We start from the raw sequence: 20,318 nt of genomic DNA on the forward strand, positions 1-20,318 counted from the left end.
CTGAATCATTCGTTACAATGGAAACTAGCCGCCTCTCCGCCTCGCGCAACCCTGTCACAACGAAAAACGGGCGGAGCCGCAGCCCCGCCCGTCAATCAGTCAGCCGAAGCTGAAGCGCGAATTACGCGGCTTCGTATTCGTCCTCGTCCGCGGTCATCACCGGGCCCGAATCCTGACCCTTGGCCGAGGTGTCGCGGTCAACCAGTTCGATCACGGCGATCGGCGCGGCGTCCGATGAACGGATGCCAGCCTTGATGATGCGGGTGTAGCCACCGTTGCGGTCAGCATAACGCTCGGCCAGAACGGTGAACAGCTTCTGCAGCTGCGCATCGTCGAGCAGACGGGCATGTGCGAGACGACGGTTCGAAAGGCCGCCCTTCTTGCCCAGCGTGATCAGCTTTTCGATGTAGGGGCGCAGTTCGCGCGCCTTGGGGAGCGTCGTGGTGATCTGCTCGTGCTTGATCAGCGATGCTGCCATGTTGCGCAGCATTGCGATGCGGTGGGCAGAGGTACGACCGAGCTTACGCTGGCCCAGCTTGTGACGCATGGTATTTTCCTTCCGTTCGTAGGGGGGCCGTACGAGGTACCCCGATCCAGGCGGCTATCAGGGCTGCCGCCAAATCGCCCTTGAAAGCAGGGCGCCCCGACAGGGACGCCCCGAATTTCCTTAACCAAGCAGCTCTTGTTCGAGCTTCTTGGCCATCTCTTCGATGTTTTCCGGCGGCCAGCCGGGGATGTCCATGCCGAGGCGCAGGCCCATCGACGAGAGGACTTCCTTGATCTCGTTGAGCGACTTGCGGCCGAAGTTCGGCGTGCGCAGCATCTCGGCTTCGGTCTTCTGGACCAGGTCGCCGATGTAGATGATGTTGTCGTTCTTGAGGCAGTTGGCCGAACGGACCGAGAGTTCCAGCTCGTCCACCTTCTTGAGAAGGTAGCGGTTGAGCTGGTTCGCGTCGCTTTCTTCCGGCGCATGGGCGGCAACGCCTGCAACCGAAGGGACATGGCCGACCGGCATCTGGTCGTCGAAGTGGACGAACAGCGCGAGCTGGTCCTGAAGGATGCGCGCGGCATAGGCCACGGCGTCTTCCGGGGTGATCGTACCGTCGGTTTCGACCGTCAGGTTGAGCTTGTCGTAGTCAAGCTCCTGCCCGATGCGGGCATTGTCGACCTTGTAGGACACCTGACGCACCGGCGAGTAGAGCGAGTCGACCGGGATGAGCCCGATCGGCGCGTCGACAGGACGGTTCGACACGGCGGGGACGTAGCCCTTGCCGGTGTCGACGGTCAGTTCCATGTTGAAGGTCGCACCTTCGTCGAGGTTGCAGATCACGAGGTCCTTGTTCATGACCTCGATGTCGCCGGTGACGGCGATGTCGCCTGCCTTCACTTCGCCCGGGCCGGTGGCCGAGAGCTGCAGACGCTTGGGGCCTTCGCCCTGCATCTTGAGGGCGATCTGCTTCACGTTCAGAACGATGTCGGTGACGTCTTCACGCACGCCGGCAAGCGACGAGAACTCGTGAAGCACGTTCTCGATCTTGATCGAGGTAACCGCTGCGCCCTGCAGCGAAGACAGCAGCACGCGGCGCAGCGCGTTGCCGAGAGTGAGACCAAAGCCACGCTCCAGCGGTTCGGCGACGAAGGTCGCACGGCGCTTGGAGTCGTTGCCCGACTTGATCTCGAGATTGTTGGGCTTCTTCAGTTCCTGCCAGTTCTTGATGTTGACAGTCATGGAATTCCCCTGGGGTTTGTGCGGGCTTTTGCCGGTTGCCGGACGCGAATGTCCGGCTCCGGTCGAAATATTGGGCGAATGGGGTGCCGGTACCTGCGCCCCATCCGCCATAGGCAGGATCAGACGCGACGACGCTTCGAAGGACGAACGCCGTTGTGCGGGATCGGGGTCACGTCACGGATCGCCGTGATGGTGAAGCCGACCGCCTGGAGGGCGCGCAGAGCGCTCTCACGACCCGAACCGGGGCCCTTGACCTCGACTTCGAGGGTACGGACGCCGTGTTCAGCAGCCTTCTTGCCGGCGTCGTCAGCAGCAACCTGTGCTGCGTACGGCGTCGACTTGCGGCTGCCCTTGAAGCCCATCATGCCGGCCGACGACCACGAAATGGCGTTGCCCTGAGCATCGGTGATGGTGATCATGGTGTTGTTGAAGCTGGCGTTTACGTGCGCAACACCACTGGTGATGTTCTTGCGCTCGCGGCGCTTAATGCGCTGAGGTTCGCGTGCCATGGTATCTATCCTCGAGAAACTTTAGACGGAAGAAGGACCTTTTCAGATCTTACTTCTTCTTGCCGGCGATCGGCTTGGCCTTGCCCTTGCGGGTACGAGCGTTCGTGTGGGTGCGCTGACCGCGGACCGGCAGGCCCTTGCGGTGACGCAGACCACGATAGCACGCGAGGTCCATCAGGCGCTTGATGTTCATCGCCACTTCGCGACGAAGATCGCCTTCCACGGTGTGATCGGCGTCGATCGTTTCACGGATGCCGAGCACTTCTGCGTCGGTCAGGTCCTGAACGCGGCGGGTATGTTCGATACCCAGCTTGTCGGCGATCTGCTTGGCCTTATGAGCGCCAATGCCATGGATGTAGGTAAGCGCGATGATCACGCGCTTGTTGGTGGGGATATTGACCCCGGCAATACGAGCCACTTGCTTCTCCGTTTGCTCCACAGGCCGCGCGAATCGCTCACGCCGCCTATCTCATCGCTAAAACTCACTCGGGAAAACCGGGATTTCCGCACGGTTTCAGGAGTTTAACCCTGATTGTGCAGCCATTGCCCGGAAATGAGTGAAAGGCGCGATTAGGCGGTTTCGTCTGCAACGTCAACCGTTTCGCAGACACAAACGGCGGACGGCACGCCGGTCATGGCGCGGTCCTGCTCCGCTATGGACCTTTCATACCGCAATCGCGGGCAAAGGTCAAAACCGTCCGTCCCGGCAGTTGCAGCCATCACCGATACATATTAGACTTTTGGTTCTAAAAATAAGGGGGAGATGCATCATGTCCGCAATCCGCATGCCCGCGCTGCTTCGGCTGGCGCTGATCGTGCCGCTGACCTTGCTGCTCGCCGCGTTCCACGGCTTCGTGGGCTGGCACAAGACGTTCTCCTCGCGCGAAGAACTGCTCAGGCACACCGCTTGGACGGTCCACCTGCCGGATTGGCTCGGCAAGATCATCGGCCTGGTCGAGATGGGTCTCGCCGTCGCCGTGCTCGCCGCACTGCTGCGCCCGCGCCTCAGCCGCACCGGCCAGCTTGCCTGCTACGCCTTCATCGCGCTTGAGCTGATCTCGACCGCCACCCACCAGATCACGCAGGACGGTGCGTCGCTGCCACAGAACGTCGTGTCGATCCTGCTCACCGCATTTCTCGCCTGGCTCTTTGCAGGACGCGCGCGCGCCACTACGTGAGGCTCGCGGCGCTGGTGGCGGCTACGCACCCTCCAGAACCGGACTCATCCCTTGCCCCATACCATCGGCATTGCCGTAAAGCTCGACTATGCGATGAACGGCCCTGCCCCCGTGCTGATGCAGATCGGCGTGGCGCAGATGGCCGGGCAGCGCGTGGGGTTAACCAGTTGCACCACCACGCCCGGCATCGCCCACACGGTCCCCGGCCACGACGGCCTGGGCGAGCGGCTCTGGCTCGAACCCGAAACGCATTTTGATGTGGACTACCGCGCCACGGTAGAGATCAACCGCCAGCCCCTGCCGCTAGGCAGCCTCGCCGCCGACAGCCTCAGCGCCCTGCCCGGCGAGGTCCTCGAATACCTGTTCCCCTCGCGCTACTGCCCCGTCGACACCATGCACGCCGCCGCCGTCGACATGTTCGGCCACCTGACCGGCGGCGCGGCGGTGGAGGCCGTGCGTGACTGGATCGCCACCCACCTCGCCTATGTCCCCGGCGCCAGCCACGGCGGCACCACCGCGCTCGACACCTTCCACGCCCGCGAAGGCGTCTGCCGCGACTACGCCCACCTCCTGATCGCCCTCGTCCGGTCCTTGGGCATCCCGGCCAGAATGGTCAGCGCCTACAGCCCCGACGTCACCCCGCAAGACTTCCACGCCCTTGCCCAGGTCTGGCTCGCCGGAGCCTGGCACCTCGTCGACGCCACCGGCATGGCCGACCCTGCGACAACCGCCATCATCGGCGTAGGCCGCGACGCAGCGGACATCGCCTTCCTGACGATCTTCGGTGGGGCTACGTTGAATGCGCAGGTGGTTGAGGTGAATTTGGTGGACTAGCGGGGCGGTGTGCGATCACCATGAAGTCGCACGCAGCAATCCTCCCACCAACCAGAAACCTTCATCGCCCCGTGCTTCACACCGGGCTTGGCTTCTCTTGTTACCTCGAGTTTGGAATTCGGGATCTAAAGAAGTCTCACCGTAATCCCGTGAAAATGGGGAAATTTTAATCAATCGCCTCAATTCTTTCCCGTGACTTTCTTAGACACGGGCCATCGCCCGGCCAAACTGAGAGGCTCCATCAAAGCCCGAAAGTCGCTATACCGGGCATTCCTTTCTCGGAATTGTCGTTCCGTCTCATGACTTGCGGTCCACCAACGGTGTTTGCAGACAAACTCGACATATGTATCTCGTGCCTCGTCAAAACTCAGTTGGACCGGCTCGCCGAAGACGTATTCAACCTTGAGAATGGCTCCACCCGCGAGAATATTCCAGATCGTCCATGCTCGCCCATGGCTGACAACGTCAAGCAGCGGAAATCTGCGGCAATCTACATCAATGGCAAAGCAGGATTCGCGGAACCAGCCAAGTTGGTAGACCTGACGGTACATCTCAGTCTGCCATTTCTGGCCGCGATGTTTCGCTATGAATTTTGGGTGGAACAACAGGTAAGGAAGCTGTGGCTTAATGGGAGACGCCATGATCACTTAATCTCCGCCGCAGAGTGCATCATTCGCCCCTTCGCCAGCGCGCGCAGTGCCTAGGTGACCAAGCGGCCCAACTAAATCCGCTCCGCCTGCGCCACCGCCTCACTCGCCCGCAACGCAGAGATAATCCGCGTCAAATGCGCCAGATCGCGCACCTCTAGGTCGACCTCGTACGTATGGAACGGGTTCTCCCGCTGCGTCATCTCGAGGTTGACCACGTTGGCGTGGTTCTTGGCGAAAATTCCCGCCATTTCCGCCAGCGTGCCGGGGCGGTTGTACAGCTCTGCCCGCAGCCGCCCGATCGCCCCGTCAGTGCGCGCGTCCCATGACAGGTCGATCCAGTCGGCGTCGATGCCGTCGGCCAGCTTCATGCAGTCGATCGCGTGGACTTCCACGCCCTTGGCCGGACGGCGCAGGCCGACGATGCGGTCTCCGGGCACCGGGTGGCAGCAGTCGGCAAGCTTGAAGGCCATGCCCGGCGTGAGGCCGCGCACCGCGATGGCGCGCTTCTGGCTGGGCCAGTCCTCCTGCGGCAGGTTGGCCGCGCTGCCGGGGACGAGCGCTTCCATCACCTGCCGGTCGTCCAGCTTGGCCGAGCCGATGGCGAACATGAAGTCCTCCTCGCCCGCCAGCTTCAGCCGCTTGAGCGCATCGTTCAGCGCCTTCTTGCCGATCTTGGTCGGCAGTCGCTCGACGATCTCCTCATAGAGCTTGCGCCCGATCGCGGCGACTTCGGCGCGCTCCTTCTGGCGGACGAAGCGGCGGATCGCGGCGCGCGCCTTGCCGGTCACGACAAAGCCCAGCCACGATAGCTGCGGCTCGGAATTGCGGCTCTTGATGATCTCCACCACGTCGCCATTGCCGAGCGGGGTGCGCAGCGGAACGTGCCGTCCGTTGATCTTGGCCCCCACTGCCTGCGCGCCCAGATTGGTGTGCACGGCAAAGGCAAAGTCGATCGGCGTCGCCCCCTTGGGTAGCTGGAACAACGAACCCTTCGGCGTGAAGGCGAAGATGCGATCCTGGTAGATCGCCATCTTGGTATTCTCGAGCAGTTCCTCGGCGTCGTGGCTGGAATCAAGGATTTCAACCAGATCGCGCAACCACCCGACCTGCGCATCGGGCTGCACCCCGCCCTGCTTGTACGACCAGTGCGCGGCAAGGCCGTACTCGTTGCGCTCGTGCATCTCGTGCGTCTTGATCTGCACTTCCACGCGCATCGCGTTGGAATAGATCAGCGCGGTGTGCAGCGAACGGTAGCCGTTCATCTTCGGGGTGGAGACATAGTCCTTGAACCGCCCCGGAATCATCTGCCACGCCCGGTGCAAGATGCCCAAGGCCTTGTAGCAATCATCCTCGCTGTCGGTCAGCACGCGGAAGGCCATGATATCGGTGATTTGCTCGAACGAGACGTGCCGCTCGGCCATCTTGCGCCAGATCGAATAGGGATGCTTCTCGCGCCCCGAAACCTCGACCCGCATCCCGGCCTGCGCCAGCGCCTTCTTGATCTCCAGCGCGATGGCATCGACTTGCGCGCCTTCCTCGCTGCGGATCGCGGCCAGCCTGCCGGTGATCGTGGCATAGGCCTCGGGCTCCAGCTGCTCGAAGGCCAGCAACTGCATCTCGCGCATGTATTCGTACATGCCCACGCGCTCGGCCAGCGGCGCGTAGATATCCATCGTCTCGCGAGCGATGCGGCGGCGCTTGTCCTCGCTCTTGATATAATGGAGCGTGCGCATGTTGTGCATGCGGTCGGCCAGCTTCACCAGCAGGACGCGCAAGTCCTCGCTCATCGCCAGCAGGAACTTGCGCAGGTTCTCCGCCGCGCGCTCGCTCTCGCTCATCGTCTCGATCTTCGAGAGCTTCGTCACCCCATCGACCAGCCGCGCCACGTCGGGCCCGAACAGCCGCTCGATCTCCTCGACCGTGGCGAGCGTATCCTCCACCGTATCGTGGAGCAGCGCGGTGATGATCGTGTCCTGATCGAGCTTCAGCTCGGTCATCAGGCCCGCCACTTCTACGGGGTGCGAAAAGTAGGGGTCCCCGCTCGCCCGCTTCTGCGTGCCGTGCTTCTGCACGGTATAGACATAGGCGCGGTTGAGCATCGCCTCGTCCGCATCGGGATCATAGGCGAGAACACGTTCGACAAGTTCGTACTGGCGGAGCATCTGGCCCCTAAATGGCGGCAAGCGGACCGATACCGCAAGGGGGAATACCTCTTAAATGCAATCGACCTGTTCGATCAGAGGATAATCGGAGCGCTTCCCACATCCTGTGGCAGAAGTCCGCCCACGCGCGGGTCCGGCAGTATCTCCACAAAGCGCGCGAAAGGCGCAAAACCCTGGCTTTGGTAGAATGGCAAGGCGCGCGGATCATCCGTGGTGCAGGTATGCAGCCAGACCCGCTCGACACCCGGCACCCACGCCAACTGCAACGCGCGCCGCATCAGCCACTTGCCCAGCCCCTTTCCGGTCGCCCCCTTGATGAAGCCGAAGAACACGATCTCGCATTCCCCCTCCACCCGGAAGTCCAGCTCAAGCATGCCGACCTCGACCCGCGCCCGGTCAGTCACCGCAAAAAGCTGCACGCGCGGGTCGTGGATGATCGCGGCGATCTCCCCGTCGCTCTTGCCCAGCCGCGTCCACCACAGCCACGGACCGCCCACGCGCTTGTAGAGCAGGCGGTACTTCTCAGGCGCCGCCTCCTTCCAGCGCACCAGTTGCACCGGCACGTCGCCCTCGGGCACCAGACGGCGCAAGCCCTCGGGCGGTGCCAGCATCTCCAGCGCCGTGACCACGCAGGCCAGATCGCCCGCACGCACGTTGTGATAGCCGTGGCCCAGTGGCGGGCCGTCTGCTTCGATCACGTCAGCTCCAGACGGCTTCTGGCGGCAGGCTCATCAGGATCGCGTCGATGTTCCCGCCGGTCTTCAGCCCGAACAGCGTCCCCCGGTCCCACACCAGATTGAACTCGGCATAGCGGCCGCGATATTCCAGCTGGGTCAGCTTCTCGGCGGAATTGTACTCCATCCCCATCCGCTTCCTCACAAGGCGCGGGAACACGTTGATGAAGGCATCGCCCACATCGCGGGTGAAGGCAAAGTTCGCTTCGAACGCGGCATCGTCGGCGCATTCCAGATGGTCGTAGAAGATGCCCCCCACGCCGCGATGGACCTTGCGGTGCGGAATCCAGAAATAGTCGTCGGCCCACTTCTTGAATTTGGGGTAGTATTCCGGGTCGTGCCTGTCACAGGCCGCCTTGTACTCGGCATGGAACTCGGCCGTGTCCTCCTCATAGGGGATCGGCGGATTGAGATCGCCGCCACCGCCGAACCACGCCTTGCTCGTCGTCAGGAAGCGCGTGTTCATGTGGACGGCCGGCACGTGCGGATTGCGCATGTGCGCCACCAGGCTGATCCCCGTCGCGGTAAAGCCCGGCGAATCCGCGCTCGCCCCGTTGACCGATCCGGCGAAGTCCTTCGAGAACTCGCCCTGCACGGTCGAGACGTTGACGCCGACCTTCTCGAACACCTTGCCCTTCATCAGGCCCTGCACGCCGCCACCACCGTTCTCCACGGCTTCGCCATCATGCTCGCGGTTCCACGGCGTGTACTGGAAGCTCGCGTCTGACCCCGCCTCGCGCTCGATCGCCTCGAACTCCGCGCAAATCCTGTCGCGCAAGCTCTCGAACCATGTCCGGGCGCGGGCAGTGTGGGTCGTCCAGTCAGTCATGCATTCCCCCAAAACTCTGATCCCCGACTTGCCAAGGGAATCGCCTTCCGGCAAGGGAAAGCCATGGTTCCCTTTTCGTTCGCCTCTCAGGAATTCCGCCTCGGCGCCTCTCGCGCGCTGTTCTGGGCAGAGGAGAACGCGCTGCTGGTGGCCGATCTCCACCTCGAAAAGGCCAGCTTCTTCGCCCGCCACGGCCAGATGCTCCCTCCTTATGACAGCCGCGCCACGCTCGAACGCCTCGCGGACGCCCTGCGCGAAACCGGCGCGCGCCGTGTCTTCTGCCTCGGCGACTCGTTCCACGACGCCCAGGCGGTTGAGCGGATGGAACCCCACGCATCAGGCATGCTTGCCGCCCTCACCCGCGCCACGGACTGGGTCTGGATCACCGGAAACCACGATGAAGATGCAAATGCGCCGGGCGGAACCGTGGTCGAAGAACTGGCGCTGAACGGCCTCACCTTGCGCCACATCGCCCGCCCAGGCGCCCCCGAAACCGAGATCTCGGGCCACTTTCACCCCAAGCTTCGCGTCTCGATCCGGGGGCGCTCGATTGCCCGCCCTTGCGCTGTGGCGAGCGAGAAACGGCTGATTCTCCCCGCTTTCGGCGCGTTGACCGGTGGGATGGACGCCGGTGACCCGGCCATTCTCAAAGCGCTCCAGCCCGCTCGGGCGATTGAAGCCATTGTCCCTGCCGGAGATCGCCTTGCCCGCTTCCCGCTTTGGCGCGCGGCGGCCTGAAGGCAACGCAGGGCAGACAATCGCCTCGGCTGTCGATCATGGAACGAAACCGCCCCTTTAATTGCGCGAACATTGTGATATGAGCGCGCGAACGTATATTCGGTAAAACTGCAGGAGAAAGCACTATAGCTCCCCCACCGCGGCGCAGTATGGCGCCCCCCGTCAAGAGCGGACCTCGCTTCAACCAGATGATCAACGTGCCCAAGGTGCGCGTGATCGACGAGGCTGGCGAGAATCTGGGTGTAATGTACACCCGCGAAGCGATCGAACAGGCTGCCGAAGTTGGCCTGGATCTCGTCGAAGTTTCCCCGAATGCTGACCCGCCGGTCTGCAAGTTCCTAGACGTGGGTAAGTTCCGCTACGAGGCGCAGAAGAAGGCGAACCTTGCCCGCAAGAGCCAGAAGACGCAGGAGATCAAGGAGATCAAGATGCGTCCCAACATCGATGACCACGATTACGATACCAAGATGCGTAACGTGACCCGGTTCATCGAGGATGGCGACAAGGTCAAGATCACCCTGCGTTTTCGCGGTCGTGAACTCTCGCACCAGCAGCTGGGCATGAACCTGCTGCGCAAGGTGCAGGACGACGTTGCCGAAATCGCAAAGGTCGAAGCTTTCCCCCGCATGGAAGGCCGCCAGATGCTGATGGTCCTCGCGCCGAAATAAGCGCCAAGGGCAATCACTGAACAACGCAAGGGGCGTGCCGCAAGGCGCGCCCTTTTCGCATGGAATCGGCTCACCTCCGACTGAAAACGCCCTGACGCAAGGGTTTTCGAGGTTCCTTTGGCAGAAATCGGCTCAGCCAAGGCAGGCAACGCTCCACCGATTCACCCGTGTCCGTTTTGCAAAACGGCGCGTTGCCGCTGCGGTTCGCCAAAAAACCAACAGATCCATCAAGGAGCATTTCATGACGCCGTCTCTCAAGATCATTCCTGCCGTCGCAATTCTCGCCGGTTCGCTCGGCCTCGGCGGTTGCGCCACCAAGGGTTACGTCAACGAGCAGATTGCCACGGTCAATCAGCGCATTGATGGTGTCGAAGGTCGCCTTCAGGCAACCGACGGCGTTGCCCAGGCGGCGCGCAGTGAAGCCCAGGCCGCCAATGCGCAGGCCCAGACCAATACCCAGCGCCTCGACCAGCTGACCGGACGCGTCGACAGCATGGATCAGCGCATGACCCAGATGCAGCAGCAGCCGCAGAAGCGCGCCCGCAACTAAGCTGCCTGTTCAAGCGCCGGACAGGTCGATCGTGGTTACACCGCCACGATCCGCCTGTCCGGCATCCTGAGTTGAGTGCGAAAGAAATATGATCAAGGCTCTGGTGGCGCTGGCAGGTCTCGCGCTGGTTCTCCCCTCTCCTGCGACATCGCCTGCTGATGCAGCCCCGCCGAAATCCGCAAAGTCCAGTCCCGCCAAAAAGAAGGCGCTCAAGGCCAGGGCTCCCGTGCCGCCTGTCGAGTTCCCCGAGCTTTCCATCCCCTCACAACGCGTGATGGCGTGGGTCGCGGAAAGCGGCGACCACAATGGCCTGCCCTATGTCGTGATCGACAAGCCCGCAGCCGCAATCTACGCTTTCGATGCTACTGGAAAGCCGGTCGGCTTCGGCCCGGTCCTGATCGGTCGCGCGCTCGGAGATGATGCCACGCCCGGCGTTGGCTCGAAGAGCCTAGCCGAGATTGGCCCTGCCGAAAAGACCACGCCTGCAGGCCGCTACCTCGCGAAGTTTGGCCTCGCTGCCGGTCACAACAAGGTCCTCTGGGTCGACTACGCCACCTCGGTTGCCATGCACACGATCCCCACGGGCAACCCCAGGGAAAACCGCGCCAAGCGAATGCTTTCGCCATCGATTGACGACAACCGGATAACCTTCGGCTGCATCAACGTGCCCAAGGCGCTCTACAACGGCAAAATCGCTCCAATGTTCGGCAAGAAGGGCGGCTACGTCTATATCCTGCCCGACGTGAAACCCCTCGAAGACGCCTTCCCCCCGCTCCATGCCCGGCCATTCAACTCGGCCGCGGCCAGCGAAGTCCCCTCTGCACGCTGAACCAGGCGCTCAGGGTCTGGGTTGATAAGCCGAAACGAAAAAGGGGGCCGCTAAGCCCCCTTCTCTTTGCCAAGGCATGAATTCTCAGAACCGATAGCGCCCCGTCACGCCATAAGTGCGCGGCTGGCTGGTATAGCCCGAGATCGAACCAGGCTGGGCCGGCGTGTCGAACACCGACAGCAGGTACCGGTTGTTGGTCAGATTGCGGCCCCACGCAGTCAGCTCGAAACCACTCGCCATCGCCCAGGTGATCGAAGCGTTGGCTTCGTTCACCTCGCGGCGGAACGGCCGTGCCGCAGCAACGGCAACGCTCGTCCCGGCGGTGAGGAATCCGGGCAGACCCTCGACGATCTGCACCGGCGATTCATAGTGGAAGTCGCCACGCACGATCAGGTGGTCACCGCTGCCGAACTCGTAGTCATAGCTTGCCCCGAAGGTCGACGAGATCGCCGGGATGCCTGCTGGTCGGGTATTGGTCAGGTCACCTACCGCCGAAAGGATGAAGCTGTCGTACTTCGGATCGAGGTAGGTCATGCCAACGTTTAACATCAGCCCCTTGGCAGGCTTGACCGTACCTTCGAACTCGAGCCCGCGGACCGACTGCTTGCCAGCGTTTGCCAGCACGAAGCCCGAACCGGTGAAGGTGTTCGACTGGAAGCCATTGATGCGCTGATCGAAGGCGGCCAGGTTTGCGGTAACCAGACCCCAGTCCGCCTTCAGTCCGATTTCATAAACCGTCGAGCTTTCCGGCCCGGCAAATCGCGTCCCGTAGGTCTGGTTGACCACGGTGAGTCCGCGGGCAATCAGGGCTTCCCGGTCGCTGGCGAACGGACGGCTGTCGCGCGAGAGGTTGATCGAGCTTGCCTTGAAGCCCGTCGCGTAGCTTGCGTAGACGTTGATGTCGTCGGTCAGGTCATAGGCCACGCGAACGATGTAGGTGAACTTGTCGTCGTTCGTGCGGCCGGGTTCGACCGAGTTGGGCACGGGGATCGCGGCGGGCAGATACTGCAGCGGACGAAGACCGGCCAGCGGATTGACCGCCGCATTGTTCTGGTTTGCCGTCGCGAAGGCATTGAACGCGGCAAACGTCGGCGCGGTCGCAGGATTGGTCGCAAAAGCGGCAACGGCTGCCTGATCGCTCGGGTTCACCCCCGCCCGGCTCAGCGCGCCGCCCAGCAGCAGGTTGCGGCGGAACGGTGCGTATGCCGGATTGTCGAAGTCGATGCTCGAAAAGACATCGGTCGAATTGATGTCGATCGCATAGCGCTTGCGGTCCTTGGTGTAGTTCACGCCGCCGGTCACCGTGATGCGGTCGCCGATCTTGAAGTCGGCCTGCCCGAAGAACGAGAACGCTTCGTTACGCAGGCGATAGCGCTCGTCCAGCTTCTGTCCGGCAGCAAAGAACTGCCCGGCATACTTGGCCGGATTGCCTTCGAGCGCACCGAAGGTCGCTTCCAGTGTCGGCACCGAAAGCGCACCGCCGCTAAGCCCTTGGATCAGGAAGTTGGCGTAGCTGCGCGCATCGTCACCCCAGCCAAGCTGGTTGGCCTGGCGAATGTTCTCGTTGAAATAGTAGCCGCCGACGAGGAAATTCAGCGGGCCGTCCATGTTGGTGGCTACGCGAAGTTCCTGCGTGAAGGTCTTGATCGCCTGATCCTGCGCGTTGACCCCGATCAGGTCAGCGCTCGAAAAGTCCGAATCCTGGTTGGTCAGCGCGTTGGTGCGGCGATAGGCGGTGATCGAGGTGAACGTCAGCGGCCCGAAGTCATAGTCGACCTGGCCCGAAGCGCCCCAGTTCTCGATGTTGTTGGTCGAATCGAAGTTCGAATAGACCCGGTTCGAATAGATTTCGTTCGGCCCGTTGACCTGCCCACCCAGTGCACGGATCGCCACCGTCGACGTAGATGGCTGCAAATTGACGACCGCGCAGCAGATCTCGTCGATCTTCGAATAGTCGCCGATCAGCCGCACCCGCGCCTGCGCATTGGGCTCCCACAGCGCCTGTCCGCGCAGGAACCAGCGGTCACGCTCGTTCGTGTCGTTCCCGGTGCCAAGATCCTTGTTGTACCCGTCGCGCTTGTTGAGGCCGCCCGCAAGGCTCACCGCCAGGCCTTCGGTCACAGGGCCCGTCACCACGCCCTTGAGCACCACGGCATCATAGTTGCCGTAGCTCGCCTCGACATTGCCGCCGAAGTCGAACTTGGGCGCTGCCGTCACGATCGAGATCACCCCGACACTGGCGTTCTTGCCGAACAGCGTCGACTGCGGCCCGCGCAGCACTTCGATGCGCTGCACGTCGGGGAAATCACCGATCTGCGCAGCCGAGCGCGAGCGGTAGACGCCATCGATGAACACGCCGACCGAAGGCTCGATCCCGGCGTTGTTCGCGCCGTTGCCGAAGCCGCGGATGATGAAGTTGGTGTTCGCGCTCGACTGAAGTTGCGTCACGCGCAGCGAGGGAACCACGCTGGTCAGGTCCTTGAGATCGCGGATTTGCGCCTGCTCCAGCGTCTTGGCGCTGGTCACCGAAACCGCGATCGGCACGTCCTGCAGGGTCTGCTCGCGCTTGGAGGCGGTTACGATGATCTCGTTACCCTCGGCGACCTGCTCAGCCGCGGGCGGCGCAGGCTGGGCCTCTTCCTCTGCCGAAGCGGCGGCATCCTGCGCATGGGCGGCGGCGGAGAAGGCAAGAGCGAGGCCGCAAGCCCCTACGAGGAGCGCTGCCTGACCGGTGCGACCGGCGAATACGGACTTCATCTGCGATCTTTTCCTTTTCTGGACCGGGCACTTGCCTTGCAAAGACAGTCCTGGCCGATGGCCACGAGGCCGGTAGGTAATCCTGTTCCCTGTCCCTGTTCTAGGGTGCGGAAAAGCCACGAACAATTCCAAGTCGACCAAATCCTTCGCAGCCCCCATGCATTTTCATGCCCTGTTGCAAGCCGGTCACACTTGCAACCGCTTGCCACCCCAACCCAAGCGTGCCTGCCGCAACGCATGCCCCTTGTTCCAAGCGTGCTTGCCGCAACGCGCGCGCCTTGTTCCAAGCGTGCTTGCCGCAACGCACAAATCCCTGTAAGCGCGCGCCGAAGTCGGAGCGGGCCAGTGCTTGTCCCGTGCCCCGAAGAATCCAACCGAAAGCCTGTTTTCATGTCCGCCCAGCAGCGCAATATCGCGATCATCGCCCACGTCGACCACGGCAAGACCACGCTCGTCGACCAGCTCTTCCGCCAGTCCGGCACCTTCCGCGACAATCAGCGCGTGGAAGAGCGCGCGATGGATTCCAACGACCTCGAGAAGGAACGCGGGATCACCATTCTCGCCAAGCCGACCTCGATCGAGTGGAACGGCATCCGCATCAACATCGTCGACACCCCCGGCCACGCTGACTTCGGCGGCGAGGTGGAGCGCATCCTCTCGATGGTCGATGGCGTGATCCTGCTGGTCGACAGCTCCGAAGGCGCCATGCCGCAGACCAAGTTCGTCACCGGCAAGGCGCTGGCCCTCGGCCTGCGTCCCATCGTCGTCGTCAACAAGGTCGACCGCCCGGACGAGCGTATCCAGGAAGTGCTCGACGAAGTGTTCGACCTCTTCGTCACGCTTGATGCCAACGACGAGCAGCTTGAATTCCCCGTGCTCTACGCTTCGGGTCGCAACGGCTATGCCAGCACCGATCCCGATCGCCGCGAAGGTACGCTGGAGCCGATGTTCCAGCTCATCGTCGATCACGTGCCCCCGCCGAACCTCGATGAGGACGCACCGTTCACCTTCCTTGCCACCCTGCTGGATCGTGACAACTTCCTTGGCCGCGTGCTCACCGGCCGTGTCCAGTCGGGCACGATCCGCGTCAACGATCCGATCCGCGCGCTCGACATGGATGGCAAGGTCATCGAAACCGGCCGCGCCTCCAAGATCATGACCTTCCGCGGCCTCGATCGCGTGCCGGTCGACGAAGCCAAGGCGGGTGACATCATTTCGCTGGCAGGCCTTGCCGTCGCAACCGTGTCGAACACCATCGCCGCGCCGGAAGTGACCGTGCCGATCAAGGCCCAGCCGATCGATCCGCCCACGCTCTCGATGCGCTTCTCGGTCAACGATTCGCCGATGGCTGGCCGTGAAGGCTCGAAGGTCACCAGCCGCATGATCCGTGACCGCCTGGAGCGTGAGGCCGAATCCAACGTCGCCATCCGCATCACCGAAAGCGCCGAAAAGGACAGCTTCGAAGTCGCCGGTCGTGGCGAACTCCAGCTTGGCGTGCTGATCGAGACGATGCGCCGCGAGGGCTTCGAACTCGGTATCAGCCGCCCGCGCGTGCTGTTCGGCGAGGACGAGGACGGCAACCGCACCGAGCCTTACGAAACCGTCATGATCGACGTGGACGATGAATACTCGGGCACCGTGGTCGACAAGATGGCCATCCGCAAGGCCGAGTTGACCGATATGCGTCCCTCGGGCGGCGGCAAGACCCGCATCACCTTCTCGGCCCCGTCTCGCGGGCTGATCGGCTACCACGGCGAGTTCCTCTCGGACACGCGCGGCACCGGCATCATGAACCGCCTGTTCGAAAAGTACGGCCCCTACAAGGGCAAGATCGAAGGCCGCAAGAACGGCGTGCTGATCTCCAACGGCACCGGCGAAGCCGTGGCCTATGCCCTCGGGCCGCTTGAAGAGCGCGGCATCCTCTTCGTCGGCGTGGGCACCCCGCTCTATGAAGGCATGATCATCGGCGAGAACGCCAAGCCCGAAGATCTTGAAGTCAACCCGATGAAGTCCAAGCAGCTCACGAACTTCCGTTCGACCGGCAAGGACGACGCCATCCGCCTGACCCCGCCAAAGATCATGACGCTCGAGCAGGCCATCGCCTACATCGACGACGACGAAATGGTCGAAGTCACGCCGAAGTCCATCCGCCTGCGCAAGGCGATCCTCGACCCGAACGAGCGCAAGAAAGCCTCCCGGAAGAAGGAAGCGGCGTAAGAAACACGAAAGGGCGGCTCGAAGGAGCCGCCCTTTCTCGTTGACCTCCCCTCCCGCAAGCGGGAGGGACCGGGGGTGTTCAAAAACACCTTTCCTACACACCCCTGCCCGACCTAGCCTCCGGGCCATGACCCACGCTGCAGCCCAACCCGCAGTTCGCACGCACAGCACTACGGATCAATCGATCCTGACGATCAATCGCGCCCAATTGATCGATTCCAATCTTTCTCTTGAACAGTGTAAACCCCGTAAACCCCCCGTCGATTTTCAGGGCGACGGCGAGGCATTGTGCGATCCCTTCGCCGATCCGTTCTGCGGGCGCGCACCACACGAAAAAGCTGCGGCGCTTCCCGCACCGCAGCTTCTCCCGGTTCGCCGCTCCCGCGCCTTGCGGCGGGGAGCGCGCTATCTGTTCGTCAGAACCGCAGGCCGACCACCGCGCGCACCGCGTGGGTGTCGAAGTGCTTGTCCTGCAAGCGGAAATTCGTGCCGCCGCCGTTCAGCAGGAACGGATTGGTGTCGGGCGCAGTGCCCTGGCTCACGCGGACCGAATACTTGTTGTCGTTGTAGCGGCTGTAGAGATACTCGAGCCCGAGCGAGAGGTGATCCGACAGCATGATTTCGGTACCGCCGCCGGCCTGCCAGCCCCACACCATCTTGTCGTCGCGGTCTTCGGCGAACGCGTTGGAGGTGTTGCTGGTGGTGAAGTCGTGCTTGATCTTGCCGTAGCTAACGCCACCCGTACCGTAGAACAGCGCCCCGCCACCCGGCGTGAAGCCGAGGCGCGCACGGGCCGAGATGGCGTAGTCAAGCTTGCGGTCGATGCGGTAGAACGCAGGCGAGGTGCTGTAGGCGGTCGAGCGGTCGACCGATTCATTGCGCGAACCTTCGATCAGGCCGCCGATCACCACGTCGCCCATGCGCTTGTCGAGGCCGATGCGGACAGCGTATTCCGCGCCCGTCTTGTCGGTCGAGCAGCCGCCGCCGCGCGTCGAGGTAAGTGCGCCGCAATTAGCAAAGCCTGGCGAGAAGGCGTTGGCACCAAGCACAGTGTTCACGTTATCGTTGTAGTTGCCGTCGCGGTTCGTGTCGAAGCCGAAGGTGCCGTTGTTCTTGCCGAGCATGCCAATGCCGCCCGCGCCCTGGATGTACACGCCGTCGAAGTGGCGATCGCGGTTGAACCCGTCGGTCGTCGTGCCGCTGGTCGTCGTGGTCGTCGACATGTCATCGCCACTGTCCTGCGCCATGCTCGGAGCGGCGACGAACGCCAGCGTCGCGGCCAGCGGCCACGCGAAGATTGTCTTCGAAGTCATTGAAAATCCCTCTTGTTCTGATGCGTCCCGGACGCGCAGTGGTGTAACTGCCGCGGGACTGATTGGTTTCCGCAATTGCGTCCGGTCCGGACCGACCTGTCCCTCGAGACAGGGTCAGTAGTCGGCCGCGCCCCAGTTTTTGGAGGGCTGCCGGTTGCTCTGGTCCACCTGTCCCGCGGCCATCTGGCGTGGCGCTTCGAACGCGTCTTTCCCCATGTAACGGTCGAACTCTTCGAGGAAGCGGCGCGTCAGCCGCTGGTCCTCCTGCGGCGCGATCGCATCGCGCAGCTCGGGGAAGCGGCTGCCCTCTTCCTCGTAGACGTGTGTCAGAACGGCAGCCCGGATATGGCCAACCTTGTCGCGCCAGTCCTGCCCCATCGGGTCAAGCGTTTCGAGCGCGCCCATTTGGATGCGCGTCATCGCGTGCTCCTCGTAGGCCATTCCGGCGCCCGTCTTGCTGCTCTCGTTGGCCATGGCCGGATAGAGCACGGCTTCCTCGGCATTGGCGTGGGCGGTCAGCACCATCGAAAGGTCACGCAGAGCCGCGCGGCGCTCGGCCACAGAATTGGCGCCCAGTGCCAGTGCGAAGCAGGCCTCGATCCGGCGGTGATGTTCAAGCGCGTGCGACAGCCAGTCTCCCGGCCGGGCAAGACCCTGCGCGTGGGCGCGTGCCTGCTGGCGATCGTCATCGTTCTCGGGCGGCGTGATGGCGGCTACGATCTTGTCCAGAAACGACATTTGCTCAACTCCTGCTGAAGCACAGATGCTGAGCGGGCGGCAGGGGTGGCAGTTCCACAGCCAGTTGCCTGCCGCGACAGACCGTGCGCTGGCTGACGCGAACCGCGCAAAAGTCGCATGGAGAGGTCGCTGTCACTCGCCATTCATCCTCGCCCGGTCTATGGCGCAGGCGATGAGCGAGGCAAACTCCCCCTTCCCGACCGACCTGTCCACCCTTCGCGTGGCGCTGTTCAGCGGCAACTACAACTATGTGCGCGATGGCGCGAACCAGGCTTTGAACCGCCTCGTCGGCTACCTGCTGCGGCAGGGAGCGGACGTGCGCATCTATGCACCCAAGGTGGAGAACCCGGCGTTTCCCGCTACCGGCACGCTCGTCGGCATCCCCTCGTTCGCGATCCCCGGCCGCCCCGAGTACCGCTTCCCGCTCTCGCTCAGCCCCCGGGTACGCCGCGATCTGGCGGCGTTCGACCCACACGTGGTGCACGTCTCGTCGCCGGACGTCGTCGCGCATCGCGCCGTATCGTGGGCACGGCATCGCAGGCTGCCGATCCTCGCCTCGGTCCACACCCGGTTCGAAACCTATTTCCGCTACTACAACATGGCCTGGGCCGAACCTGCAGTCGAAGCGCTGATGCGCCGGTTCTACCGCCGCTGCGATGCGCTCGTCGCGCCGTCGGAATCGATGGCACAAGTGCTGCGCGACCAGCGGATGAACTATGACATCGACATCTGGTCACGCGGTGTCGATCGCGAGATCTTCCATCCCGGTGCCCGAAGCCTGGAATGGCGGCGCGAACTTGGCATAGCCGACGACGACGTGGTGATCGGCTTCCTCGGACGTCTGGTCATGGAGAAAGGGCTCGATGTCTTTTCGGACTCGATCGATCAGTTGGTCCGTAGGGGCGTGAAGCATCGCGTGCTTGTGGTGGGCGAAGGCCCCGCGCGCGAATGGTTTGCCGCGCGCCTTCCCGATGCTGCCTTCGCAGGCTTTCAGGGCGGGCACGATCTCGGCCGCGCGGTGGCCAGCATGGACGTGCTGTTCAACCCTTCGGTCACCGAAACCTTCGGCAACGTCACGCTCGAGGCAATGGCCTGCCGCGTGCCGGTGGTTGCAGCAGCGGCTACCGGGAGCCAGAGCCTTGTCGACGACAACGTCTCGGGCCGCCTGATCACACCCGGCGCAGTGCGCCAGTTCGCCGAAGCGCTGCGCTGCTATGCCGAGGACGCCGCCTTGCGTGCAAGGCATGGTGCGGCCGGCGAGGAGCGCAGCCTCGAGTTTTCATGGGACCGGATCAATCAGGCGGTTGCCGACACTTACCTCAGGCTTGTGCGCCAGAAGGCGAAAGCGCAGGACGCCAAACGCTAGCGCAGGACGCCGACGGCCTTCATCCGGCTGGCGTACCACAGGAAAAACACCAGCGAGCCCCATATCACCAGGTTCATCGCCATCATCGCCCCGCTGTTCATCGAGGCGGGCATGGTGCTGTCGAGAAAGTGGGAAATCTGGCTGACAGCAAGGCCCAGCAGCGAGACCGCAAAGGCGGTGACCGCGTGGCGGGATCTCAGCAGCAGCAGGACAGATCCCGCGAGCGAGCCCCATACGCCCAGTGCCCAGAACGCGCTGAGCCACGCTGGCATGGCCTGCATGTAGGCAATCTCGGCTTCACCCATGCCGACAGACTTCATGTAGCCCAGCGGATCAAGCTTGCTCATCGTGTAGTCAACGCAGCCGAAGCTGTTCCACAGCAGGCTGATCACACCGATCGCCCAGAGATGGGCTGGCGTGCGCGCTGGCGTGGCTTGCAGGTTCTCCATGGGTCCTCTCCCCCTGTCACCAGAGGAGAAGATACCATGGAGCATCGCATCATCAAAGCGCCGCGAAA

General features: G+C 63.0%; 20 protein-coding genes. 9 read left to right on the forward strand and 11 right to left on the reverse strand.

Annotated elements, in window-relative coordinates; translation table 11 throughout:
* Positions 1-121: 121 nt before the first annotated feature.
* The 4 genes from rplQ to rpsM all read right to left on the reverse strand — a co-directional run bounded on the left by rplQ (position 122) and on the right by rpsM (position 2,656).
* The gene (gene rplQ / locus IQ25_RS01880) at positions 122-547 is read right to left on the reverse strand and encodes a 50S ribosomal protein L17 (protein WP_144901693.1); all 426 of its coding nucleotides are present in this window, start codon (positions 545-547) and stop codon (positions 122-124) included.
* Between the two features lie 120 nt (positions 548-667).
* Complete coding sequence (locus IQ25_RS01885) at positions 668-1,729, reverse strand: DNA-directed RNA polymerase subunit alpha (RefSeq protein ID WP_144901695.1); 1,062 nt, start codon at positions 1,727-1,729, stop codon at positions 668-670.
* A 119-nt stretch (positions 1,730-1,848) separates the two neighbouring features.
* Complete coding sequence (gene rpsK / locus IQ25_RS01890; protein WP_008065643.1) at positions 1,849-2,238, reverse strand: 30S ribosomal protein S11; 390 nt, start codon at positions 2,236-2,238, stop codon at positions 1,849-1,851.
* A 49-nt stretch (positions 2,239-2,287) separates the two neighbouring features.
* Complete coding sequence (gene rpsM / locus IQ25_RS01895; RefSeq protein WP_144901697.1) at positions 2,288-2,656, reverse strand: 30S ribosomal protein S13; 369 nt, start codon at positions 2,654-2,656, stop codon at positions 2,288-2,290.
* Positions 2,657-3,008: 352 nt separating this feature from the next.
* Between rpsM and IQ25_RS01900 the strand changes: the two genes are divergently transcribed.
* The 3 genes from IQ25_RS01900 to IQ25_RS01910 all read left to right on the forward strand — a co-directional run bounded on the left by IQ25_RS01900 (position 3,009) and on the right by IQ25_RS01910 (position 4,954).
* Positions 3,009-3,416 carry a DoxX family protein gene (locus IQ25_RS01900; protein WP_144901699.1) on the forward strand — a complete coding sequence of 136 codons (408 nt, stop codon included), beginning with the start codon at positions 3,009-3,011 and terminating at the stop codon, positions 3,414-3,416.
* A gap of 51 nt (positions 3,417-3,467) precedes the next feature.
* Positions 3,468-4,250: a transglutaminase-like domain-containing protein gene (locus IQ25_RS01905; RefSeq protein WP_246415398.1), complete on the forward strand. Its 783-nt coding sequence runs from the start codon at positions 3,468-3,470 to the stop codon at positions 4,248-4,250.
* Positions 4,251-4,702: 452 nt separating this feature from the next.
* Entirely contained in the window at positions 4,703-4,954 is a 252-nt protein-coding gene (locus tag IQ25_RS01910) for a hypothetical protein (RefSeq protein WP_158637651.1), read from the forward strand.
* A 17-nt stretch (positions 4,955-4,971) separates the two neighbouring features.
* Here the strand turns inward: IQ25_RS01910 and IQ25_RS01915 are convergent, their stop codons facing one another.
* The 3 genes from IQ25_RS01915 to hemF form a co-directional block, all read right to left on the reverse strand.
* Entirely contained in the window at positions 4,972-7,062 is a 2,091-nt protein-coding gene (locus IQ25_RS01915; protein ID WP_144901703.1) for a RelA/SpoT family protein, read from the reverse strand.
* A gap of 74 nt (positions 7,063-7,136) precedes the next feature.
* Positions 7,137-7,757, reverse strand: coding sequence for a GNAT family N-acetyltransferase (locus IQ25_RS01920; protein ID WP_258536946.1), 621 nt, complete (start codon positions 7,755-7,757; stop codon positions 7,137-7,139).
* 4 nt (positions 7,758-7,761) lie between these two features.
* Positions 7,762-8,625, reverse strand: a complete 864-nt coding sequence (gene hemF, locus IQ25_RS01925; RefSeq protein WP_144901705.1) for an oxygen-dependent coproporphyrinogen oxidase — start codon at positions 8,623-8,625, stop codon at positions 7,762-7,764.
* A 63-nt stretch (positions 8,626-8,688) separates the two neighbouring features.
* Here hemF and pdeM point away from each other — a divergent pair, with 63 nt between their 5' ends.
* The 4 genes from pdeM to IQ25_RS01945 all read left to right on the forward strand — a co-directional run bounded on the left by pdeM (position 8,689) and on the right by IQ25_RS01945 (position 11,410).
* Complete coding sequence (gene pdeM / locus IQ25_RS01930) at positions 8,689-9,363, forward strand: ligase-associated DNA damage response endonuclease PdeM (RefSeq protein WP_144901707.1); 675 nt, start codon at positions 8,689-8,691, stop codon at positions 9,361-9,363.
* A 149-nt stretch (positions 9,364-9,512) separates the two neighbouring features.
* Complete coding sequence (gene infC, locus IQ25_RS01935; protein WP_144901709.1) at positions 9,513-10,031, forward strand: translation initiation factor IF-3; 519 nt, start codon at positions 9,513-9,515, stop codon at positions 10,029-10,031.
* 241 nt (positions 10,032-10,272) lie between these two features.
* On the forward strand, positions 10,273-10,581 hold the full coding sequence (locus tag IQ25_RS01940; RefSeq protein WP_144901711.1) for a hypothetical protein: 309 nt from the start codon (positions 10,273-10,275) through the stop codon (positions 10,579-10,581).
* A gap of 88 nt (positions 10,582-10,669) precedes the next feature.
* The gene (locus IQ25_RS01945; RefSeq protein WP_144901713.1) at positions 10,670-11,410 is read left to right on the forward strand and encodes a L,D-transpeptidase; all 741 of its coding nucleotides are present in this window, start codon (positions 10,670-10,672) and stop codon (positions 11,408-11,410) included.
* 84 nt (positions 11,411-11,494) lie between these two features.
* Here the strand turns inward: IQ25_RS01945 and IQ25_RS01950 are convergent, their stop codons facing one another.
* A complete protein-coding gene (locus IQ25_RS01950) occupies positions 11,495-14,167 on the reverse strand; it encodes a TonB-dependent receptor (RefSeq protein ID WP_144901715.1) in 2,673 nt (890 codons plus the stop codon).
* Positions 14,168-14,557: 390 nt separating this feature from the next.
* Here IQ25_RS01950 and typA point away from each other — a divergent pair, with 390 nt between their 5' ends.
* On the forward strand, positions 14,558-16,384 hold the full coding sequence (gene typA / locus IQ25_RS01955; protein ID WP_144901717.1) for a translational GTPase TypA: 1,827 nt from the start codon (positions 14,558-14,560) through the stop codon (positions 16,382-16,384).
* A gap of 416 nt (positions 16,385-16,800) precedes the next feature.
* On the opposite strand, the gene IQ25_RS01960 is transcribed toward typA, so the two are convergent.
* Both IQ25_RS01960 and IQ25_RS01965 read right to left on the reverse strand, forming a co-directional pair.
* Complete coding sequence (locus IQ25_RS01960; RefSeq protein WP_144901719.1) at positions 16,801-17,697, reverse strand: outer membrane protein; 897 nt, start codon at positions 17,695-17,697, stop codon at positions 16,801-16,803.
* Positions 17,698-17,811: 114 nt separating this feature from the next.
* Positions 17,812-18,435, reverse strand: a complete 624-nt coding sequence (locus IQ25_RS01965; protein ID WP_144901721.1) for a hemerythrin domain-containing protein — start codon at positions 18,433-18,435, stop codon at positions 17,812-17,814.
* A 172-nt stretch (positions 18,436-18,607) separates the two neighbouring features.
* Between IQ25_RS01965 and IQ25_RS01970 the strand changes: the two genes are divergently transcribed.
* Positions 18,608-19,801, forward strand: a complete 1,194-nt coding sequence (locus tag IQ25_RS01970; RefSeq protein WP_144903076.1) for a glycosyltransferase family 4 protein — start codon at positions 18,608-18,610, stop codon at positions 19,799-19,801.
* On the opposite strand, the gene IQ25_RS01975 is transcribed toward IQ25_RS01970, so the two are convergent.
* Complete coding sequence (locus IQ25_RS01975; protein ID WP_144901723.1) at positions 19,798-20,250, reverse strand: hypothetical protein; 453 nt, start codon at positions 20,248-20,250, stop codon at positions 19,798-19,800. The two genes, IQ25_RS01970 and IQ25_RS01975, sit on opposite strands and share 4 nt — an antisense overlap.
* Between the last annotated feature and the right edge of the window lie 68 nt (positions 20,251-20,318).

This window comes from Novosphingobium taihuense (genome assembly GCF_007830315.1).
GTDB lineage: Bacteria > Pseudomonadota > Alphaproteobacteria > Sphingomonadales > Sphingomonadaceae > Novosphingobium > Novosphingobium taihuense.

Coding starts and splice junctions, on each gene's coding strand:
- rplQ (WP_144901693.1), bottom strand. CDS start 547: ATGCGTCACAAGCTGGGCCAGCGTAAGCTCGGTCGTACCTCTGCCCAC.
- IQ25_RS01885 (WP_144901695.1), bottom strand. CDS start 1,729: ATGACTGTCAACATCAAGAACTGGCAGGAACTGAAGAAGCCCAACAAT.
- rpsK (WP_008065643.1), bottom strand. CDS start 2,238: ATGGCACGCGAACCTCAGCGCATTAAGCGCCGCGAGCGCAAGAACATC.
- IQ25_RS01900 (WP_144901699.1), top strand. CDS start 3,009: ATGTCCGCAATCCGCATGCCCGCGCTGCTTCGGCTGGCGCTGATCGTG.
- IQ25_RS01910 (WP_158637651.1), top strand. CDS start 4,703: ATGGCTGACAACGTCAAGCAGCGGAAATCTGCGGCAATCTACATCAAT.
- IQ25_RS01915 (WP_144901703.1), bottom strand. CDS start 7,062: ATGCTCCGCCAGTACGAACTTGTCGAACGTGTTCTCGCCTATGATCCC.
- hemF (WP_144901705.1), bottom strand. CDS start 8,625: ATGACTGACTGGACGACCCACACTGCCCGCGCCCGGACATGGTTCGAG.
- pdeM (WP_144901707.1), top strand. CDS start 8,689: ATGGTTCCCTTTTCGTTCGCCTCTCAGGAATTCCGCCTCGGCGCCTCT.
- infC (WP_144901709.1), top strand. CDS start 9,513: ATGGCGCCCCCCGTCAAGAGCGGACCTCGCTTCAACCAGATGATCAAC.
- IQ25_RS01940 (WP_144901711.1), top strand. CDS start 10,273: ATGACGCCGTCTCTCAAGATCATTCCTGCCGTCGCAATTCTCGCCGGT.
- IQ25_RS01945 (WP_144901713.1), top strand. CDS start 10,670: ATGATCAAGGCTCTGGTGGCGCTGGCAGGTCTCGCGCTGGTTCTCCCC.
- IQ25_RS01950 (WP_144901715.1), bottom strand. CDS start 14,167: ATGAAGTCCGTATTCGCCGGTCGCACCGGTCAGGCAGCGCTCCTCGTA.
- typA (WP_144901717.1), top strand. CDS start 14,558: ATGTCCGCCCAGCAGCGCAATATCGCGATCATCGCCCACGTCGACCAC.
- IQ25_RS01960 (WP_144901719.1), bottom strand. CDS start 17,697: ATGACTTCGAAGACAATCTTCGCGTGGCCGCTGGCCGCGACGCTGGCG.
- IQ25_RS01965 (WP_144901721.1), bottom strand. CDS start 18,435: ATGTCGTTTCTGGACAAGATCGTAGCCGCCATCACGCCGCCCGAGAAC.
- IQ25_RS01970 (WP_144903076.1), top strand. CDS start 18,608: ATGAGCGAGGCAAACTCCCCCTTCCCGACCGACCTGTCCACCCTTCGC.
- IQ25_RS01975 (WP_144901723.1), bottom strand. CDS start 20,250: ATGGAGAACCTGCAAGCCACGCCAGCGCGCACGCCAGCCCATCTCTGG.